General features: G+C 62.7%; 18 protein-coding genes and 1 other RNA gene. 11 read left to right on the top strand and 8 right to left on the bottom strand.

The window, feature by feature from the left end:
• Positions 1–367 precede the first annotated feature (367 nt).
• From PZL22_RS12655 to PZL22_RS12635, 5 genes are all read right to left on the bottom strand, one after another.
• On the bottom strand, positions 368–1,312 hold the full coding sequence (locus PZL22_RS12655; RefSeq protein ID WP_003529170.1) for a DMT family transporter: 945 nt from the start codon (positions 1,310–1,312) through the stop codon (positions 368–370).
• A 170-nt stretch (positions 1,313–1,482) separates the two neighbouring features.
• Complete coding sequence (locus tag PZL22_RS12650; protein WP_003529168.1) at positions 1,483–2,700, bottom strand: lytic murein transglycosylase; 1,218 nt, start codon at positions 2,698–2,700, stop codon at positions 1,483–1,485.
• Positions 2,701–2,836: 136 nt separating this feature from the next.
• Positions 2,837–3,622 (bottom strand): glycoside hydrolase family 25 protein, encoded by a 786-nt coding sequence (locus PZL22_RS12645; protein ID WP_003529163.1) that lies wholly within the window; start codon positions 3,620–3,622, stop codon positions 2,837–2,839.
• 161 nt (positions 3,623–3,783) lie between these two features.
• Complete coding sequence (locus PZL22_RS12640; RefSeq protein ID WP_003529161.1) at positions 3,784–4,449, bottom strand: class I SAM-dependent methyltransferase; 666 nt, start codon at positions 4,447–4,449, stop codon at positions 3,784–3,786.
• Positions 4,446–5,696, bottom strand: coding sequence for a BtaA family protein (locus PZL22_RS12635; protein WP_003529160.1), 1,251 nt, complete (start codon positions 5,694–5,696; stop codon positions 4,446–4,448). Before PZL22_RS12635 ends, PZL22_RS12640 begins: the two co-directional genes overlap by 4 nt.
• Before the next feature lie 343 nt (positions 5,697–6,039).
• Here PZL22_RS12635 and PZL22_RS12630 point away from each other — a divergent pair, with 343 nt between their 5' ends.
• Positions 6,040–7,401 (top strand): serine hydrolase domain-containing protein, encoded by a 1,362-nt coding sequence (locus PZL22_RS12630; RefSeq protein ID WP_003529158.1) that lies wholly within the window; start codon positions 6,040–6,042, stop codon positions 7,399–7,401.
• Positions 7,402–7,438: 37 nt separating this feature from the next.
• Here the strand turns inward: PZL22_RS12630 and PZL22_RS12625 are convergent, their stop codons facing one another.
• From PZL22_RS12625 to PZL22_RS12615, 3 genes are all read right to left on the bottom strand, one after another.
• Positions 7,439–8,440 carry a lytic transglycosylase domain-containing protein gene (locus tag PZL22_RS12625; protein WP_003529156.1) on the bottom strand — a complete coding sequence of 334 codons (1,002 nt, stop codon included), beginning with the start codon at positions 8,438–8,440 and terminating at the stop codon, positions 7,439–7,441.
• 132 nt (positions 8,441–8,572) lie between these two features.
• Entirely contained in the window at positions 8,573–9,208 is a 636-nt protein-coding gene (locus PZL22_RS12620; protein ID WP_027993154.1) for a LysE family translocator, read from the bottom strand.
• A gap of 137 nt (positions 9,209–9,345) precedes the next feature.
• The gene (locus PZL22_RS12615; RefSeq protein WP_003529152.1) at positions 9,346–10,560 is read right to left on the bottom strand and encodes a pyrophosphate--fructose-6-phosphate 1-phosphotransferase; all 1,215 of its coding nucleotides are present in this window, start codon (positions 10,558–10,560) and stop codon (positions 9,346–9,348) included.
• 342 nt (positions 10,561–10,902) lie between these two features.
• On the opposite strand from PZL22_RS12615, the gene PZL22_RS12610 reads away from it, so the two are divergent.
• The 10 genes from PZL22_RS12610 (at position 10,903) to PZL22_RS12565 (ending at position 20,602) form a co-directional block, all read left to right on the top strand.
• Positions 10,903–11,610: a J domain-containing protein gene (locus PZL22_RS12610; RefSeq protein WP_003529150.1), complete on the top strand. Its 708-nt coding sequence runs from the start codon at positions 10,903–10,905 to the stop codon at positions 11,608–11,610.
• Complete coding sequence (locus PZL22_RS12605) at positions 11,607–12,371, top strand: N-acetylmuramoyl-L-alanine amidase (protein ID WP_003529148.1); 765 nt, start codon at positions 11,607–11,609, stop codon at positions 12,369–12,371. The genes PZL22_RS12610 and PZL22_RS12605 overlap by 4 nt, the downstream gene beginning before the upstream one ends.
• A 226-nt stretch (positions 12,372–12,597) precedes the next feature.
• Positions 12,598–13,137: a lytic transglycosylase domain-containing protein gene (locus PZL22_RS12600; protein WP_010969754.1), complete on the top strand. Its 540-nt coding sequence runs from the start codon at positions 12,598–12,600 to the stop codon at positions 13,135–13,137.
• Positions 13,138–13,274: 137 nt separating this feature from the next.
• Complete coding sequence (locus PZL22_RS12595; RefSeq protein ID WP_003529144.1) at positions 13,275–14,462, top strand: NAD(P)/FAD-dependent oxidoreductase; 1,188 nt, start codon at positions 13,275–13,277, stop codon at positions 14,460–14,462.
• 71 nt (positions 14,463–14,533) lie between these two features.
• Positions 14,534–14,931: RNase P RNA component class A (gene rnpB, locus PZL22_RS12590), an RNA gene on the top strand.
• 414 nt (positions 14,932–15,345) lie between these two features.
• On the top strand, positions 15,346–15,786 hold the full coding sequence (mraZ, locus tag PZL22_RS12585) for a division/cell wall cluster transcriptional repressor MraZ (RefSeq protein WP_003529143.1): 441 nt from the start codon (positions 15,346–15,348) through the stop codon (positions 15,784–15,786).
• A gap of 14 nt (positions 15,787–15,800) precedes the next feature.
• Complete coding sequence (gene rsmH / locus PZL22_RS12580; RefSeq protein WP_003529142.1) at positions 15,801–16,826, top strand: 16S rRNA (cytosine(1402)-N(4))-methyltransferase RsmH; 1,026 nt, start codon at positions 15,801–15,803, stop codon at positions 16,824–16,826.
• Between the two features lie 6 nt (positions 16,827–16,832).
• The gene (ftsL, locus tag PZL22_RS12575; RefSeq protein WP_003529141.1) at positions 16,833–17,228 is read left to right on the top strand and encodes a cell division protein FtsL; all 396 of its coding nucleotides are present in this window, start codon (positions 16,833–16,835) and stop codon (positions 17,226–17,228) included.
• Positions 17,228–18,976 carry a peptidoglycan D,D-transpeptidase FtsI family protein gene (locus PZL22_RS12570; RefSeq protein ID WP_003529140.1) on the top strand — a complete coding sequence of 583 codons (1,749 nt, stop codon included), beginning with the start codon at positions 17,228–17,230 and terminating at the stop codon, positions 18,974–18,976. Before ftsL ends, PZL22_RS12570 begins: the two co-directional genes overlap by 1 nt.
• Before the next feature lie 165 nt (positions 18,977–19,141).
• Positions 19,142–20,602, top strand: a complete 1,461-nt coding sequence (locus tag PZL22_RS12565) for a UDP-N-acetylmuramoyl-L-alanyl-D-glutamate--2,6-diaminopimelate ligase (RefSeq protein WP_003529139.1) — start codon at positions 19,142–19,144, stop codon at positions 20,600–20,602.
• Position 20,603: the final 1 nt, after the last annotated feature.

Below are 20,603 nucleotides of genomic sequence, written 5' to 3'. Positions count from 1 at the left end.
CAGTGGCCCTGGATCACACGAAAAGCATTACGGCCACGAATGCGAACGCTGCACTGATCATAAGGACGTTCAACGAGTGTGTAAGTCCCATAAGCTGATCCTCCCTGCGTTGACGGGTAAAACATAGGGCGAAAAAACGGCATATGAAAGCGAAACTTGTGCTGCACTGCGAAATTCCGTATGTCAGATTTTCTCGCGAATACATCTAAATTGCTGAAAATATTTGATTATTTGGACTGCCACATTTTATTCACAATTCCTGCCGGGAGGTTAATGTAACCGTCTGTAACGCTGCGTGAGTGTGCGAAAACGACGGTGAATCAGTTCATCGGCGTCCGCCGGGGCGGGATTGCGGCGCGCGGAACGGTCACCGTCCGGCGGAATATCCGAGCTTCAGGACGCGCCCGTCCAGGATCGCCAGGCCGGCGGCGATGAGCAACATGCCGCCGACGTCCGTCGCCTGCAGCATTTCTCCCAGGAAGAGATAGCCGAGCAGGATGGCGCTTGGCGGGACAAGCAGCGTTACCAGCGACGTGTTGGTGGCGCCCGCTTCGGCCATGATGCGGAAGAACAGGATATAGGCATAGGCGGTTGAGACGAGCGCCAGTCCGAGGATCGCGAGCACGGTCGTGAGCGGCGGCATGGGCATGGTCCATGGCATGTCGACGAGGACCGCGACCGGCAGCATGATGAGTGTCGATGCCGTCAATTGCCCAGCGGCCGTCACCGGCGGGGCCAGATCGCGGAAGCGTTTGCCGTAAGTCGCGGAAAAGCCGTAGCTGACTGCTGCCAGGACCGGCAGGACGAGCGCCCAGAGCGGCACGTCGCCGGCAGTGCCGAAGAGGCCGGCAAGCGCACTCGGTCCTATGAGCACGACGGTACCGGCAAGCCCGAGCAGGCAACCGCTGAACTTCGCGGTGCTCAACTTCTCATCCTCGGTCGCGACATTGGCGATGAGCACCGTCCAGACCGGCGTCGTGGCGTTGAGGATTGCCGCGAGACCGGCGCCGATATGCGTTTGGCCGAGAAAGATGAAAGCATGCGGAATGGCGTTGTTGATGAGCCCCATGAGCAGGAATTCGCGCCAGCGCCCGGCGAGCGCCGGATATATGCCGTGTCGGCCGCGAAGATAGAGATGCAGGGCGAGGGCGGCGAGACCGAGACGCAAGAGCACGAGCGTGAAAGGCGGCACATGGGCAACGGCGACCCGCGCAAAGAAGAAGGAGCCGCCCCAGATGAGACCGAGCAGCCCGAGCAATGCCCAGAGGCGCATGGTCATGTGGGTGCTGATGGAATTTGCGGATGAAGCCATATCTTGCCTGCGCAGCAGCTACCGCATCGGCCCGAAAATCGGACGATTTTCGGAAAGCACGATGCGTCGGCTGAATCTAAGCCGGGATAGGAGCCCGACAATTCTGAATTGTGCAAGCAGTATTGCAGCGAAGCGGGTGTTGCCACCCGCTTCTTGTGTCCTGCAAAAGGTTAAAGCGCCTCCAGCAGGCCCGGTGTCGCCCACCCGTCGGCGGGAATCCCGAGCTTCAACTGCTCCTTCTGCAGCGCGGCCCGCGTGCCCGAGCCGAGAATGCCGTCGATTTTGCCGACGTCATGCCCAAGTGCCTGCAATCTGGTCTGCAGGGCCTTCATCTCGGCGTCGCCGAGCCCCGGTTCCGGATTTCCCTGTTGATAGGGCGGCGCACCGGCAAGCCGGGTCGCGAAATAGGCGGCGGAGGTCGTGTAGATGAAGGACTGGTTCCACTCGAGATAGATCTTGAAGTTCGGGTAGGTCAGGAAAGCAGCGCCTTTGCGGCCCTGAGGGAGCACCAGCGAGGTTTCGAGCCCACTATTGGAGGTGTTGCCGTCACGCGGCGCGACACCGAGTGCGAACCAGTCGCCGGCGGTCATGCCGGGCTGCAGGCCGGTCTTTTCCCATGGCAACTGCTCCGGAACGCGGACCTCCTGAATCCATGGTTCCCCGGGCTTGAAGCCCAGGCTCTGGATGAATTTCGCCGCCGTCAGAATGGCATCCGGAGAACTCTTCTTGAGATTGACATGGCCGTCGCCGTCGCCGTCGACGCCATAGGCGATGATGTCCTCAGGCAGCATCTGTACCTGACCGATCTCGCCCGCCCAGGCGCCGGTGGTCGCCGCGGGATCGAGATCGCCGTGCTGCACCATCTCGATTGCGGCGAGAAGCTGCGGCCGGAACATTTCCGGGCGGCGGCAGTCATGCGCCAGCGTCACCAGCGCATCACGCGTATTGAAATCGCCCTGCACGGCGCCGAAGTCGGTCTCCATGGCCCAGAATGCGGTGATCACGGGCGCCGGTACGCCGAACTCCTGCTCGGCCCGGGCAAAGACGTCGGCATATTCCCGCATCTTCTGCGCACCGATGTCGAGGCGCGACTTGCTTACGGTACGCTTCGAAAACTCGGTGAAGGTCTGCTTGAACACGCCCTGAGCGCGGTCGCGGCTCAGCACCTTCTGGTCGATGGCGGCGCCTGCGAGCGCCCGATCGGCGACGTCTGCGGGGATGCCCTTGGCGACCGCTTCGGCCTTGACGCCCTCCAGAAAGGAGCCGAGGTCGCCGCCGCACGCGGCGGCTGGGTTCCCCGGCTGAGCCGGAGCTTGCGCCAGGGCCGGCGCGCCGGCGATCGCAAGGAATCCGAGGGAGAGAAGGGCTTTGCGCGCTGTGGCTGTCATTACAATTCCTTTCCATGCCGGCCGCACAGGAATGCCGCCGGGCCCGAAGTCTGTCGAGAATGAAATCTATCGATGCTCTCTCAGAGCATTATGACCGAATGAAGAAAATGCGGACCATGCCGCCGCGTCCTCTGGTCTATCTTGCCTGCGAGACGGTCGCGACCCACTTCTGCCAGTTCCTGGCGGAACCGGCGAAGGCGTTGATGTCCGTGCTGCCCTGAATGCCGGGGATCACGCCGGTGCTGGTATATTGCCAGAAGGCCCAGCGGCGTTCGACGTAGATGTCCTTCGGGTGCTTGGCTACCGAGCGCACCCAGAAATGATAGTCGTTGAAGGCGCCGACCAGATTGTCATGGTGGAAGTCGACGGACGTGTAGATGATCGGCCGCTTGCCGTAATGGGCCTCGAGCCGATCCATGAACCGCTTCATTTCGGACCGCACGGTTTCCGGCGCCGGCCGGTGACGGCAGGTCTTGGATTCGCCATTCCATTCGACATCCAGGACGGGCGGCAGGTGGACGGCGCTCTTCGGCACGTTGGCGATGAACCAGTCGGCCTGGGCGTCGGCGGTGGAGCAGAAATAATAGAAATGATAGGGCGCGTAGGCGAGGCCGACGGCGCGCGCCTGCTGCCAATATTCGTGGAAGCGCGAGTCCACCCGGTCCTTGCCCTCGGTTGCCTTGATGAACGCGAAGGACACCCCGGAATTCTTAACCTTCCGCCAATCGATGTCGCCGTTCCACTTGGAGACGTCGATCCCGTGAACGCTGTGATGGTGCGGCGTGCGGCCGCCGAAATCCTGTGGATCGGTGTCGTGGAAGCGCGGCTGAATGGAGGCCGTCTTGACGAGATCGTAATCGGTGGAGGTACAGGAGGAGAGAATGGTGGCGATGGGCAGCAATGCCAGGAGAAGCCGGCGCATGGGGGTTCCGTTTCGAGACGAACGACGATCCTGCCTCACGCGATGGTTTCCATGATTGGTGATGTCCCCCAGGGAGGCGTGACCTCCTTTTCACCATATCATCGTAAAAATTGCGTTAGCTCAAGTGTGAATTGCAGCCGAATGCAATCCGCCACCGTCCGCTACGGTGCCGCGCGGCGATAGACGACAAGCCAGGCATAACCTCGTCCCAGCGATCTGACCTCGAGCGCCGCTCCGTTTCTCTCGGCTCTTTTGCGCATCACATCGAAAAGCGTTTCGCGCGGCGTGACGTGGAAGCGTCTGAGCCAGGCCTGGAGGAAGCGGCGGAAGCCGGCCGGCCAACCTTCCTGCTGGCCGAAGTCGGCGATATGCAGCGAGCCGCCCGGCTTGAGCGCGGCAATCGCGGCATCGACCGCCTTTTCCCATTCGGGAACCATGGAAAGGGCGTAGGAAATGACGATCCGGTCGAAGCCTTCCTGATCGAATGAGGCGGCGGTGAAATTCGTCGCGTCGGCGACCCGCAACACTGCGTCCGGCCGATTTTGGCGCCGGAGCTTGGCTTTGGCGGTCGCCAGCATTTCGGCCGAGATATCGAGGCCGAAGAGGCGCGCACCGGGGTAGAGATCCCCGATCACGGCGAGATTGCGGCCCGTGCCGCAGCCGACTTCCAGCACCGATGCGCCCGGCGGCGGGTTCAGTTCACGGATCAGCGTGTCACGGCCGAAGAGATAGTATTTGCGAGTGAAATCATAGATGTACCGCTGGTAGCGATACATGCGGTCCATCAGATGAGCGTGGCTTTCATTCGCGGTCTGCACGGCGCTCATGCTTTCTTCCGGTAGATGTGGAAGCCGCCATAGATCGCCGACCGGTCTTCAGCGCCGAGCCTCATCGAAGTCTCGGCATCATAGTGCCACTGATCGAGGAGCGTGGTGGAGAGGCGCCCCGGGAGGATGCTCGCTTCGGCCGCCGTGCGGAAGATCACGACCGCGCCGGCGTCGGCGGTGCGGGTGATCTCCGTCCAGAGGTCGTTCAGCTGCTGGTCGGTCATCCAGTCCTGTGCGTCGAGGAGCACGTAGCGGTCGACTGAGGCGGCGGGCTTGCCGGCGAGAAGCTCCGTGAAGCTCGCATGGTGGACCTCGACGCGCTCCGCATTGTCGCGAATCGCTTGGTATCGCGATGCCTGAAGATAAGGCGGCAACTCGCCCTCGTCCGGCCGCGGGTAGCGCCGCGCAAAGGCCTGCCAGGCGAAATAATTATCGCGCAAGGGGAAATGACAGGTCAGCTTTTCCAGGCGATTGCGCAGCACCGCGGCGACGGATTTCTCCCGGCTCAGGCTCGCGAGTTCGTCGAACTGCTGTGGCGGGATGCCGAGGCCGAAAAGGGAGCTCTTGCGGCTGGTGATCCAACGGATGACCGGACGCTCGAAGAGCGGAGCGAGCTTGTCGTCGAAGAACTGCCGCTGCTCGCGCATGGAGCGCGCCTTGACGAAATCTTCCGGATTGATGCCGTGCAGCCGTGCGAGAGCATGGCTGGCGGAAATGAAACGGCCAAGCAGGCCGGTACGGTAGATGTTGCGCCCGAAGACGCCGATGCGCCGGCGGCCGGTGAGATCTCGGCCGTTCCAGTAGGCGCGGGTTGCCGGATCGAGCTTCGGCGCGAGGAACACGTCGTAGGCCCGGCCATTCGTGCGCGTACCTTCGACGGCGAGGAACCGCACAACGTCCTTGTGGCTCGGCAGGTGACGAAAGGCAGACAGCTTCAGCCGGTTGAGCGCGATGTGATGGGGGTTGAGATCGACCACGTCTATCCGGGCAGGCTCGGCGGAGAGATAGGTCAGCATGTTGCAGCCGCCGGAACCGATCGTCACGATCCGATGTCCGGGACGGATCTGCATCGCTTCCATGTCGACAATCGGGTCCTCCCAGATCTGCGGGTAGACGAGTCCGGAAAAGAGCAGCCCGAACAGGCGTTCGGAGAGACCGGCGGGGGAGAGAGCTTTGTGCTGCAGGAGTGCGCTTTTCAGTTTCGGATTCTTCTTGCCGAAGCCGGCATCCGGGGCGAAGTCGGTCATCTTGCCTGTCGTCCAGTTGAAACTGAGCCGCTTCTAAGGTGACTCGGCTACACTTTGATGACGAGGTTTCGCACAGGGGCTTGCAGGGATTCGGGTATTGCCCCTCATCTGCCTGCCGGCATCTTCTCCCCGCAAGCGGTGCGAAGGAGAGTCGCGGCGACCACCAGGCCCTTCCGACAAAGCGGTTGCGGTGACGGCATTTTGCGACGAAAGGGCAAACCGGAGGAGAGGTCATCCTCACCACCTGAGCCTCTGCTGCCGGATACAAGACGCAATAGTCATGTACACTGGTCAGACGGGCGAAAGCGCTGTAGCACTTTATACAAAGGGCAGGAGGGCGAGAATGAAGGGTCTGCTGAAGACGCTTGGCGGGCTGGTTGTGGCTACGCTCGCGGGCCTCGTTGGCTGGCTGGCGCTGTTCCCGCCTGAACTCCTCAAGGTGGGCGATGGCTATGCCGCCAAGATCGTCTGCTCCAATGTGTTCCTCGCGGGACGCGATCCGCAGGAAGTGCTGGAGGAAGACGTGCAGGCGCCTGGCCACCCGCTCCTGAAGCTCGTGCGCGTTTCGGTCGATCGGGAAGAGCAGAGCGTGACGGCGCGTCTCCTGGGCTTTGCTGCCCCAGGCCGCGCCGTCTACCGTCCGGGCCGCGGTTGCGCCAATGTGAGCGGAGGCAGCGCCGAGGCCATCGCGGGGATGCGCGGGACCGAGTCGGCAACGGCGCCGCTCGCCCCCGATCCGAGCCTCGACTGGCCGGACGGGGACAAGCCGGACATCGACCCGGCCATTCAAAAGCTTGTCGAAGATCCGGCACTGGCAGGTCCGGGCATGCGTGCAATCGTGGTCGTCAGGGATGGCAGGCTGGTCGCGGAGACCTATGCGGCGGGCTTCGACCGGAACACGCCCCTGCTCGGCTGGTCGATGACGAAGTCCGTGACGGCGGCGATCATCGGCCGGCGCATTGCCGAAGGGCGGATGGATCTGGCCCAGACCAATCTGGTGACCGAATGGAACGGCGATGACCGGGCTCGCATCAAGCTGACGGACCTTCTCGCGATGCAGAGCGGGCTCGATTTCAACGAGGATTACGGCGACGTCACGGACGTGACGCGTATGCTCTATCTGGAAAGCGACATGGCCGGCTTCGTCGCCTCGAAGCCGCTGGAGGCGGCTCCGGGCACGAAATTCGCCTATTCGAGCGGCACGAGCAATCTTCTGTCCCGGCTCTGGATGCAGACATTCGACGATCCGGCCGAAGCGCTTTCCTATCCGCGCGAGGCGCTCTTCGCTCCGCTCGGGATGACGAGCGCCGCTATGGAGACGGATGCAAGCGGAACCTTCGTCGGCTCTTCCTACATGTATGCGTCGGCACAGGACTGGGCGCGCTTCGCCGAGTTTCTGCTTCAGGACGGAAGCTGGAAGGGGAGGCGGCTCCTGCCGGAAGGTTACGTGTCCTTCATGCGCACGCCGACTGCGGCTTCCGGGGGCGACTACGGGGCAGGCCAGGTCTGGCTCCAGGAAAACGGCACCCGCGCCGGAACGGCGAATTTCCCGCCCGATACGTTCTGGATGCTTGGACATGACGGGCAGGCGATCATGATCGTCCCCTCGCTTCGCCTCGCGGTCGTCCGCCTGGGGCTGACACCGTCGCGCCTCGGCTACGACGTGCAGAAGCTGAATTCGAGGATAATCGACGCGCTCGATTGAATGATGTCTGGCAGATAGGCCAGCCGCTGGTCGCGGCTTACCTCATATTCAGCTCGTCGAGCATGCCCTTGCGCTTGGCATGGTAATAATAGCCGCTGGCATAGAGCCTTACCGCGCCGTCGTGCTGGTTGTCGGCAACCATCCACGCTCCGCGCAGGTACTTCGTCGCGTATTTGAGGTTGGTTTCCGCGTCGAAGAGACCTTCGGCCGGGCCCTCATAGCCGAGACCCTTGGCCGTGTTGTAGCGGATCTGCATCAACCCGTAATTGCCTTTGCTGTAGGCTCGCGGGTTGTAGTTGCTCTCGCGCCTGACCACCCGGTGCACCAGCTCGAGCGGCAGACCGTTCAGCTCGGCATAATGTTTGATCAGCCTGTCAAGCTCCGGCCGCGAGCTGGTCGGTGTTTTTCCGGGCTTCAGCGAATCGGGGATGACGCTTGCGACCGCGCCGACTGCGGTGCCGATCACGCCTGTCTTCGGGCGCTCTGTCGGAACGATCATGCGCTTGGCGACAAGCGTTTCCAGACCGACCGGCTCGCCGGTGTCGAAATCCGATTCCCACGAGGCGGCGACCCCGATGAGCGGGACCGACTGTCCGGCGCCTTTTTCGGGGACCGGCGGCGCGGCTGCCGGGGCGATACCTGCCGAGGCGGGTGTCGCCATGGCTACTTCAAAGGGCTGTGCGGGTTTGGCCGCCGGCACGGCTACCGACTGGGGAGCCGCGAAAGCGAGGGTCGTGTCTGTCGCGGGCGCCGTCTGCGTTTCGCCGGCGGAACCGGTTCCTGCGGCGCTTGCCGGCACTGCCGACGAGGTTTGCGCGGTCAATGCGGCCGACGTGCTCGCCGCTGCGCCGATCGGCGCAGGCAGCGCGTAAGCCGTCGCCTCTGTGCCCGGCTTCGGCAGGGGCGTGACCGTCTGCACGGCCGTTAACTCCGCAAGCGACGTATGCTCGACCGTGGAACACCCGGAAGCAACGGCGACGGAAACGAGGGACACGGCGGCAAGTGCCCGCTTCGAAAGGGGAATACGGAAATTCGCCATGCTGTCACTTTCGTGCTTCTGGGCCCCGTAGCCCCTGCAAATCAGCGGTTGCCACCCGCCGCGCTTGAATCTCCATTAACCTATGCCGCCGGTTGCGGCAAGCACGTGGGAGCATTTCAGAGACTGCTCATTTCAGGAGGTGGCGCGCTTCAGCCCCGCCGTCAGAAAGCCGGCGCCGATGAGCAGCGAACCACCGAGGCGGTTGACGATGCGCCGGACATTCGGCTTGCGGATGGTGCTTCCGGCTGCGGCAGCAAGCCAGGCATAGAGGGCCGCGTTGATCGTCGCGAGTATCAGGAACGTCGTCTCGAAGATCGCCATCTGCGTGAAAAGCGGCCGCGACAGATCGAGGAACTGGGGCAGGAAGGCGACGAAGAAGAGAATGCTTTTCGGGTTAAGTGCGGTCACCGCATAGGTGTGAATGAATATCCGCAGCGGTCTTTCCGCAGGACTCGTTTCAACGGTGCTCCCGCTGTCGTTGCCGACCGGCGCCCTCCAGAGCTTGATCCCGAGCCAGACGAGATAAGCGGCGCCGATCCACTTCAGCACGGTGAAAACCGCCGCCGAGGTTGCAAGCAGGGCACCGAGGCCGAGCATCGAAGCGGTCATTGCGGTGAAATCGCCAAGAGCGACACCAGCCACGGTCGCGCCCGCGATCTTGCGGCCGTGGCCGAGCGCGTAGGAGATGACGAGAAGGATCGTGGGGCCGGGAATGGCAAGCAGCACCGCAGACGCGGCGGCAAAGGCGAACCAGTGTTCGAAGGACATGAAGGGGCTCCGCGGTTGAATGCTCGTGAAGAGGAGGGAGCCATGCCGGCGCGCAGCCGTCAACTCCTCCCGACCAGAAGCCCCAGCGAGAAGCGGTTCGCCGCTTCAGAAAACAGCGAACCGTTCCTCGTCGTTCATCAGTCGGCCGTCTGCCACTTCTGGCCGACGACATCCATGACCTCGCCGAACCACTTCGCGGACGTGTCGAAATGCTTTCCGCCCTTGATGCGCGGGAACTCGATCGTGCGCAGCCGCCCGCCCTGATCCTCGTCGTGGCCCGTCACGCCGGAGACCTTGTTGAGCGCGCTCTCGACCGCCAGATCGACCATGCTCTGGATGAGGCGCAGATCGTCGACATTGGCGGGGGCGGAGCGTGCATAGTAGCCGGACTTCTGCACCATTGAGCGCTCGGCGCCGAGGAGCGCCGCGAACTGCTTGGAGAACCAGTTTCCGACGTTGATCGTATCGATCTTCACATGGCCGAACGCGTCGCGCTTGACCGTCTCGCCGGCAGCCTCCCGTTCGGCGACGATGGCGTCGAGGCAGGCGCCTTCGCTCACGAACAGCGTGACGAAGCCGGCTCGATCCATGACTTCGCGCAGGCGCGCGGCTTCCGCTTCGAGATCGAACGCCATCTCGGGAAGGTAGAGGCCGTCGATGTTCTTCAGCTGTGCGTTCATCATGAAGCCGTCGACATATTCCTTGTTGCCGGCCAGCTGGATATAGGCGCGCGCGGTTGCCGCGGTCAGCCAGCCGCAGTGTCGGCCCATGACCTCATGGACGACGAGGGTGCGCGGCGCGGCGCTCTGTTCGTTGCTGACATGGTCGAAGAAGCGTGCGCCGTATTCGGCGGCCGTCCAGGCGCCGAGCGTCTGGCGGATGGGCACCACGTCGTTGTCGACCGTCTTCGGCAGGCCGACGACCGTCAGATCGTAGCCGTTGGCCCCGAGATAGGCTGCGAGATCGGCTGCGGTGGTGTTGGTATCGTCGCCGCCGATCGTGTGCAGGATGCTGATGCCGTCGGACGCGAGCCTCTCGGCCGCGACGCGCAAAGGATTCTCCCCTTCCTTGACGAGGCCGCGCTTCACGCAGTCGGCAGTGTTGGTGAGCTTCACGCGGCTGTTGCCGATCGGCGATCCGCCGTGGCGGTGGAGCACATGCGCCTTCTCGCGCATGGCCGGGGTGATTTCGATCCGGTCGGCGAGAAGCAGGCCCTGATAGCCGGAACGGTAGGCCACGAGCTCATAGTCCGGCGCGATGTCGGTGTAGCGTTCGATCAGGCCGCCGACAGCGGATGAAAGGCAGGGCGCGAGCCCGCCTGCCGTCAACATTGCGACTTTCTTCTTGGCCATGGGGTCCTCCTGGGGATTTCGGCATCAAGCGATCGCTCGTGAGATCGACCGCATTCTAATTCCTTGCCTTGGATCAAAGATAGCGGTGGTCTAACCCAAATCCGATGGAAATTAAATGACAGGCCTGTGGATCGCGAGAAACGGGAACCGGCTCGCGGTTGCGGCGTTGCGCCTGAAAGTCGCACGGTGGCGTCCAGGAATTCGATTGAGATTTGTGGCGATATGAATTATTGAGGGGCCATCACAAATTCGTCATCCATGATGATTGACGCGGCTCTGCCGCTTGCAAATCGCCACCGCATAAGATCATGCTCGCGTGGTGGACAGGGAACAATCGCACTTATGTCATTTTGGGACAGCCTGCTCAAAATCGTCACGACCACTGGTAACGCGCTTACGGGAGTGGTCGAGGCGGTCCGGACGCTCTTCGAAGGAGATCCGGAAACTCGGCGAAAGGTCGCCTTTTCGGTCGCCATGATCGCCCTTTCGGCGAAAATGGCGAAGGCCGACGGCATCGTGAACGAGGCCGAGGTGAGCGCCTTTCGCGACATCTTCAAGTTTCCCGCGGACCAGGCGAAGAACGTCGCCAGGCTTTACAATCTCGCCCGCCAGGACGTTGCCGGCTACGAGGCCTATGCGGAGAAAATGGCTTCGCTCTGCTCCTCCTGCGAGAGGAATTGCCCGATCCTCGAAGACATCGTCGACGGCCTCTTCCATATCGCGAAGTCCGACGGGGCGGTGCACGAGAAGGAACTTACGTTCCTGAGGCGCGTGGCTGAGATATTCAGGATGGACGACGAGCATTTCGGATGCATCATGGCGCGCCACGTTCATGGCGACGACCGCGATCCCTATCAGGTTCTCGGCGTTTCGCCGAAGGATGACTTTTCCGCGATTCGCAAGCGCTACCGCGTTCTCGTTTCCGAGAACCACCCGGACATGCTCGTGGCGCGCGGCGTGCCGGAAGAATTCCACGCGATCGCCAACGATCGCATGGCCGTGCTCAACGCGGCCTACGAGGCGATCGAAAGAGAACGTCGCGCCGCATGACATCCGAGACCTGCGATTTCCCCGGCGCTCATCTCGTGCCCTCGCCCAACCATGGCGAGCGCGCCGGCGGGCGCAGGCCGGATATGATCATCCTTCATTATACCGGCATGGAGACGGCGGCGTCCGCGCTCGACTGGCTCTGTCGCGAGGAAAGCCAGGTCTCCTGTCATTATTTCGTGGACGAGGAGGGGCGAATCGCCCAACTGGTGCCGGAAGAACGCCGGGCCTGGCACGCGGGCAAGGGCGTCTGGAAGGGCGAGACGGATATCAATTCGTGCTCCATCGGGATCGAGATTGCCAATGCCGGTCACCCGGGCGGCCTCCCGGACTTCCCTGAGGCACAGATCGAGGCGGTCGCCGAATTGTGTCTGGACTGTGGCGAACGCTGGCAAATCACCCCGGAGAGGGTGCTTGCGCATAGCGATATCGCGCCGATTCGCAAGGTTGATCCTGGAGAAAATTTTCCTTGGGATGTGCTCTTTCGTCGCGGGGTCGGACACTGGGTTGAACCGGCGCCCGTGAGGGGTGGCCGCTTCTTTCAGCGCGGCGACAGCGGTCAGCCCGTGGAAGCGCTCCAGTCCATGCTTTTGCTTTATGGTTATGGAGTTGAAATCACTGGGGATTTTTGCGCAAGAACCGAAGGCGTGGTCGCCGCGTTTCAGCGCCATTTCCGACAATCGCGAGTAGACGGCATCGCCGACGTTTCCACCATCGATACGCTGCACCGCCTGCTTTCGGCATTGCCGATTCGCAACGCCTGACAGGCGATTTTTGTTCCCCCTAAATTAGCGTGGGTTTGTTTTTCGTGCACGATTTTCTCGTGCTGCCACATGTTTACCATGATGCGCCGGTCATTTCCGTTGCATCAACTGCAGGGGATGTGGCGCCGAGCGCGGCACCTTTGTCAATGAAAACGATCGGGAAATTCGATCGTGGCGGTGGGGTGCGCCGCGCGATCGGTTCCCCAGACCGGAGACTTCAAACTAAATGAGAATAGCGTCTGTTGCTGCGGTGGCGGCATGCCTTGGCATGTTCTTCGCCGGGATTGGTACGTCGTATGCGGGGGGCATCGACAAAACCGTCAAGACTTCTGCGATTCCGTCGGTGACCAGAACGACGGGTTATCCGAAACCCGACCTGACATTGCCACGCGGATCCCAATATACGATCCTCATCCAGTCCTATGCCAAGCAATACGGCATTCCGGCCGATCTCGCTCACGCCATCGTCGAGGTCGAGAGCAACTTCAATGCCAAGGCTCGGGGAAGCGCCGGCGAGGTCGGTCTGATGCAGATCAAGCCGGCCACGGCCCGGATGATGGGCTATACCGGCTCGATCAAAGAACTCTACGAGCCTGAGACCAATATCAAGTTCGGGATGAAGTACCTGGCGAAGGCGCAGGAGCTTTCGGACGGGACGACCTGCGGCACCATCCTCAAATACAATGCCGGCCATGGCGCGAAGCGAATGAACCCCGTTTCGAAGCGCTACTGCGGTAAAGTCAAGAACATCCTGGACTGGCTGTGATCTACCGGATGTGACGCTGCAAGACATAGGCCGGATGGGTATCGCGTTCCGGCATATTGTTGATTGTTCGAAGGAATTCGGTGCGGAAGCCTGAACGGCATGCTATCTCGGTCGCGAAGCGAACATCGGGGAAGGGCATGTCGGAAAGCGTTGATTTCGTCATTGTTGGCAAGGGGATGATGGGCGCAGCAGCGGCGCGTCATCTTGCGAGGGCGGGCGCCGGTGTCGCGCTTATCGGCCCCGATGAGCCGGAGGACTGGGCGAACCACGGCGGCGTTTTCGCCAGTCATTACGACAATGCCCGCATCACCCGTACGATCGACGACGACCCGGTCTGGGCGCGTCTCGCTCGGCGCTCGATCGACCGCTATCCGGAAATTGCACTGGAGAGCGGCGTCGAGTTCTATTTTCCCGTCGGCTGTCTGATCGCGGCTCCGGCTCCCGGCGGCGCGTTCGACTATCTCGAGAATGTCGAGCGTGCCCGCGACAGACTCGGTGTCGAGGCGCCGCTGATCCCTGGCGACGACCTTGCCGGGCGGTTTCCCTGGTTCCGCTTCCCGCAAGGCTATGCCGGAGTTCACGAGGCAAGCGGCGCAGGCTACATAAATCCTCGTTCGCTCGTCCGCGCGCAAACGATCGCAGCCGAGAAATCGGGTGCACGGGTGATCCGCTCGGAGGTGGTCTCGGTCGAAGACGGTCCAGACCGCGTGGTGGTCAGGACTATCGACGGGCACCTGGTTCGTGCCGGCCGCGCCCTGGTCGCCGCAGGCGGCTTCTCGCTATCGCAGGCGCTTCTCCCGCGGGCGCTCGATCTTGCGGTAAAGGCGCGCACCGTGCTTTTTGCGGAAGTCGGCGCGGATGATCTTCCCATCTATCAAGGCATGCCATCGCTGATCGGCGCCGCGCCGGAGCAGGAGAGGAGCTACTATCTGTTGCCGCCGGTTGCCTATGCTGACGGCAGACACTACATAAAGATCGGCGGCGACCCGACCGATCGGATCCTTGCGAGCGAGCCGGCGATCAGGGATTGGTTTCGAGGCGGTGCAAACGCGGAAGCGGCCGAACACATGCGCGGACTGCTCGCCGAGACGATCCCCGATCTGAGACCCGTTTCGACGCATTATTCGCCCTGCGTCACCGCGTTCACGCGACACGGCTATCCTTATATAGGTTTCGTGAGCGACCGCATCGCCGTGCTCACCGGCGGCAACGGCCAGGCTGCCAAGAGCTCCGACGAGATCGGCAGGCTTGGCGCGGTGCTGGTGGCGGACGGCCGGCTCGAGGCGGACGATTACGAAACGGATTTCGCGGTCGCGTATCGTTAAGTAACCGCCGGACGGGGCGGCAGCGCCGATTTCTCTGGCGCTCGCTGCGCCGGTCGTTTAATGAGCCTCTGCCAGTTGGCCGGGCAGCCGCGCCTCGCAAGTGCCGAAAGGCCGCGGGGCGAGGAAAGTCCGGGCTCCACGGAAACACGGTGCCGGATAACGTCCGGCGGGGGCGACCCCAGGGAAAGTGCCACAGAAAGCAGACCGCTCCGCTTGCGGAGTAAGGGTGAAAGGGTGGGGTAAGAGCCCACCGCGGACATGGCGACATGGACGGCACGGCAAACCCCACCGGGAGCAAGACCGAATAGGGACGACACGGGCGCGCAAGCGCCCAGCCGGTTTCCAGGCGCGTCGTCCGGGTGGGTTGCACGAGGCTGCGCGCAAGCGCAGTCCCAGATGAATGGCTGCCAAGTTTCGTCTCTCCGGAGGCGGAGCCATACAGAACCCGGCTTACAGGCCAACTGGCTTTTTTCTTTGCAGCGCTCCTGCGGCAAAGCACGTCTCCTGAATTTCTCTGGTTCATGCGAATCACGCCTGCGAGGTTTTCCGCACCTCACCGGCGTGGCTCGCTTTTGCGCGCGATTCCAAGGGATTAGGGTTCGGATCGTAACCCTTTGTTAAACTTAACAACCTATCAATATTTGATCATCCGCAAGGCTGGTTACGAGCTTCTCCCATTGACGCCCATCTGGTCCCATGTTATCCCATAATGGTACTGCGCAAGGGCCGTGCAATGGCCCGCCATCGCGAAATTCGAGGCTTCCGTCGATGGAAGGATCAGGCGGGCACGCACGTGCCCGGCGGGGGATCTTTGCGCGGGCGTGCGAGTGTATGTGCGGGCCGATGATCGTGGCCCGTCAATCGGGGGCGGCCGTTTCGCGTCATGAACCGCTTCTTGTCACATGTTACGAACCGGATCGATGCCAAGGGGCGGGTCTCCGTCCCTTCGGTCTTCCGTGCCGTGCTTTTGGAGGCGGGCGTGCGGGAGTTATACTGTTTTCAGGACTTCGTCTTTCCGGCGATCAGCGTCGGCGGACCGGAGCTTCTGGACCGGTTCGAGAAGCAGATGGCCGCCGAGGATCCGTTTTCGGATGCGGCCAACGAGATGTCGCTCCTTGTTCATGGGGGCGGGGTCTATGTGAAGCTCGACCCGGAGGGCCGGTTGATGGTGACGGATTTCATCCGCGACTTCACCGGCATCTCGAACGACGTGACCTTCGTCGGGCGGGGCGATCATTTTCAGCTCTGGGATCCGCAGGCGTTTGCGAGGGCGCAGGCGGGGGCCAGGGAAGGGCGCAAGCAACGGGGGCTGCGTTCGCAATAGAGTGGAGAGGCGGAATGGTGACGGATCAAGGCGGCGGAACTTCTGAAGCCGACGGCGGACCGGTTCGTCACATTCCCGTCCTCCTGAAGGAAGTTCTCGCAGCTCTGGACCCCGCTCCCGGCAAGATCATTCTCGACGGCACCTTCGGCGCCGGCGGCTACGCATCCGCCATTCTCGATGCCGGTGCCGACGTCGTCGCGCTCGACCGCGATCCGACGGCGATCGCCGCGGGGCAGTCCATGATGCACGCCAGCGGCGGGCGGCTGAAGCTCGTTCATTCCCGTTTTTCCGATCTGGCCGAGCATGCGCCGGCACAAGGGCTCGACGGCGTCGTGCTCGATATCGGCGTCTCTTCCATGCAGATCGACGAGGCGGAGCGTGGCTTCTCCTTTCAGAAGAAGGGGCCGCTCGACATGCGTATGTCGGCCGCCGGCGTTTCCGCCGCCGATGTCGTCAATCGCGCGAAGGTGTCGGACCTCATCCGCATCTTCGGCTTCCTCGGAGAGGAAAAGCAGGCGGGGCGGATTGCGCGTGCCATCGAAAAGCGCCGCGCCGAGACGCCGTTCGAGACGACCCGCGATCTCGCAAATCTCATCGAGACGGTTACGCCACGCAAGGCCAAGGACAAGATCCACCCGGCAACGCGCGTCTTCCAGGCGCTGCGCATCTTCGTCAACGACGAGCTGGGCGAACTCGCCCATGCCCTGTTTGCGGCCGAGCGGGCTCTGAAACCCGGCGGCCGGCTTGTCGTCGTTACCTTCCATTCGCTCGAAGATCGAATCGTAAAGACGTTCTTCCAGGATCGCTCCGGCAAGGCGGGCGGCTCCCGCCATCTGCCGCTGGTGACGGCGCGCGCCGCAACCTTCACGCCAGTCGGCAAGCCTATGGTTGCGGCAAGCGAGGAGGAGGCGTCCCGCAATCCTCGTGCCCGGTCCGCGAAGCTGAGAGCGGGTGTCCGCACCGAGGCTCCGTCGCCGGGCGCCGATCTTTCGATTTTCAATCTGCCGGAACTGGCGAGCCTTGCAAGGCTGGGGGGCTAGAAGACGATGCTCAGAACGCTCGATATTGTCCTGATCGTCATCATGACGGCGGCCGCGACGGTCACCTACACGATCAAGCATAAGGCCGAGAACAAGCTCGAAGAAGTGCGCAGGCTCGATGCAGCGATAAAGCTCGAAGAGGACACGATCGATCTGCTCAAGGCCGACTGGGCGCTTCTGACCCAGCCGAACCGGCTGGAGAGGCTGGTGACTGTCTTTGCAGCCGACCTGCAACTCGCGCCGACCCCCTCGACGCAGCTGGCGCGGCCGGAGGAGCTGCCAATGCTGAGGGCCGATCTGCCTCCTTCCGAAGAGGACAAGAAGGCCAAGGACAAGGCGGCTGACAATATCGCCGCCGTCATCGAGGCAGATAATATCGCAACAGGTTCGGTGGCGCGCTGATGTCGTTTCTCTCTCGTATCATGGTGCTGAAGAGCAAGGCGCATTTTTCGGCGGGCGGCAATAATCGCCCCGCCGACAGCGGGCTCAACGTCACTTTCGAAGGAACGCGCAAGAAGAGCGCAAGCCGGGCGAAAAGCCGGGTCGCGATCATCATCGCCAGTTTCGGCCTCGTCTATGCGGTGATCGGAGGGCGCCTCGTCCAATACGGTCTCGCGCAGCCGGAAACGGTTTCCTCGATCGGCCGCGCCGACAGTCTCATGGCCTCGCGGCCCGATATTCTCGACCGCAATGGAGAGGTTCTCGCAACCGATATCCGTACCGTCTCGCTCTATGCGGAGCCGCACAAGATCGTCGATGCCGACGAGGCGGTGGAGCGTTTGGCGACGGTGCTTCCCGATCTCAACGCGCGCGAGATCTACAACAAGCTCAAGTCGAATTCGCGCTTTCAATGGCTGCGCCGGCAACTGACGCCGAAGCAGCAGAGCGAAATACTCGCGCTCGGCATCCCCGGCATCGGCTTCCGCCCGGAGAAGCGGCGCTTCTATCCGGGCGGGCCGACTGCCGCCCACATTCTCGGTCACGTCAACATAGACAACCGCGGCGTCGCCGGCATGGAGCGCTACATAGACGAGCAGGGCCTCGCCGATCTTGCGGCGATCGGAATGACCAGCGATGCCAAGCTCGAACCGGTCAGGCTTTCGATCGACGTGCGCGTACAGAACATCGTGCGCGACGTCATCGACGCGGGCATGAAGAACTACCAGGCGATTGCCGCCGGTGCCGTCGTGCTCGACGTCCATACCGGCGAGGTGCTGGCCATGGCCTCCGTGCCGGATTACGACCCGAACAGGCCTGCGGAAGGCGCAGAAGAGGGCTGGATGAACCGCATGTCGAACGGCACGTTCGAGATGGGCTCCACCTTCAAGACCTTCACCATCGCCATGGGCCTCGACTCCGGCAAGGTGACGCTCAACGACAGTTTCGATGCGACGGCGCCGATCCGCATCGGCGGCTTTACGATCAAGGACTTCCACGGCAAGCGCCGCGTGCTGACAGTGCCGGAAATCTTCCAGTATTCCTCGAATATCGGCACCGCCAAGATCGCCGACCTGATCGGCATTCCGGGCCACAAGGAGTTCCTCACCCGGATAGGCCTGCTGACGAGGCTTCCGACCGAACTGCCGGAAGTCAAGGCGCCAAGCCAGCCGCGCGAGTGGAAGAAGATCAACTCGATCACGATCTCCTTCGGCCACGGCGTTTCGACGACGCCGCTGCAGACGGCGGTCGCAGGTGCCGCGCTGGTCAATGGCGGCAAACTCATCCCTCCGACCTTCCTGCCGCGCAGCGAGGAAGCGGCGAGCGAACTCGCGAGCGCCGTGGTCAAGAAGAGCACCAGCGAAGACATGCGCTATCTGCTTCGCTGGAACGGCATTGCCGGTTCCGGCAAGCGGGCGCTCGTTCCGGGTTTCAATGTCGGCGGCAAGACCGGCACGGCCGACAAGGTCGTCAACGGCCGCTATGCCAGCGACCTAAACTTCAATGCCTTCCTTGCGGCGTTTCCGATCGACGATCCCAAATACATGGTGCTGACCTTCATCGACGCGCCGAAGACCGGCGAAGGCGGGGGACGCACGGCCGGTTCGAATGCCGCCCCGATGGTGCGCGACATCATCAGCCGCTCCGCTCCGCTGCTCGGCGTGGAGCCGAAATTCGGAGAAGACGGTTCTGCCTTGCTTGTGTCTTATTGACCGTGAAATGAAAGGCGGACGATTCGCGATTCCGCTGCATGGCTCCCTGAACCGGAGTCGATTCAAGGACGAGACCATGCTGCATTCAAAGTGTTACAGCGACCTTTGCGCGTCTGAAAAGACGCACGGCGCTGTTGGATCATATCGATGTGAGACGTGCAGTTCATGAAGATCACGGACCTGGCGGGATCGAATTTCCCGGAACTTTCGGCGCAGCTGAAGGGCGATGCCGCGAACATCGAGATCGGCGGCATCACCGCCGATAGCCGGCAGGTCAAGCCCGGCGACCTCTTCGTTGCGGTCGCCGGATCGAAGGCGGACGGGGCTGCCTACGTAGCGGACGCAATGTCTCGCGGAGCTGCGGCGGTCGTCGCCGGAACCGGCGCCCCGGCAGAAGCGGGTGCGCCCGTCTTTGCGATCTCCGACCCGCGCAGGTTCCTTGCAAAAGCGGCATCCAGCTTCTACGGACGACAGCCGGAGACGATGGTGGCGGTCACGGGCACGGCGGGAAAGACGTCCGTTGCCTCCTTCACCCGGCAGATCTGGGCGCATAGCGGCTTCTCGGCGGCGATGATCGGCACCACGGGGGTGGTGGCGCCCGGCCGCACCGAATACGGCTCGCTGACGACCCCCGACCCGGTATCCCTGCATAAGCTGCTTGCCGAACTCGCCGACGAGGGCGTGACCCATGCGGCAATGGAGGCTTCGAGCCACGGGCTGGACCAGAGGCGGCTGGACGGGGTCGAGCTCGCGGCCGCCGCCTTTACCAATCTCGGCCGCGATCACATGGATTACCATCCGACTGTCGAGCACTACATGGCCTCCAAGATGCGCCTCTTCGGGGCGCTCCTGCCGAAAGGTTCGCCGGCGGTGATCTTCGCAGACGACCAATGGTCCGCCGAGGCGATCGCTGCCGCTCGCAAGGCAGGCCACGATGTGCGCACCGTCGGGCGCAACGGCGATTTCATCGCGCTGAAGCGCGTCGAGCATTTCCGTCACAAGCAGTCGGCGGAGGTTCATGTCGGCGACGACATCTACGAAATTCACGTGCCGCTCGCCGGTGATTTCCAGATCGCCAACGCGCTCGTTGCCGCGGGCCTCGCAATGTCCACCGGGATCACCGCAAAGGCGGCATTCTCGGCGCTGGAGAGGCTGCAGGGCGCTTCGGGGCGGCTGGAGCTTGTCGGACAGACGAAGGACGGCGCACTCGCCTATGTGGATTACGCCCACAAGCCGGACGCACTCGCAAACGTGCTGGAGTCCGTGCGTCCCTTTACCACCGGCCGGGTCGTGGTGGTTTTCGGGTGCGGCGGCGACCGGGACAAGGGCAAGCGCCCGATCATGGGAGAGATTGCCAGCCGCCTCGCCGACGTCGTGATCGTCACCGACGACAATCCGCGTTCGGAAGTACCGGAAGTGATCCGTGCCGAGATCATGGCCGCGGCCAAGGGGGCTACGGAAATCGGCGATCGCGCCGAGGCGATCCGCGCGGCTGTCGGCATGCTGAAGACCGGCGATACGCTGATCGTTGCCGGAAAGGGGCATGAAGAGGGGCAGACGGTCGGTTCCGTGACGCTGCCTTTCTCCGACCACGCGGAGGTCCGCAAGGCACTGGGAGGTCTTTGAT

Origin of the sequence: Ensifer meliloti, from assembly GCF_030064585.1 — a bacterium.
In the GTDB taxonomy this organism is placed as follows: Bacteria; Pseudomonadota; Alphaproteobacteria; order Rhizobiales; family Rhizobiaceae; genus Sinorhizobium; species Sinorhizobium meliloti.
This window is presented reverse-complemented; position numbering and strand designations above follow the sequence as displayed.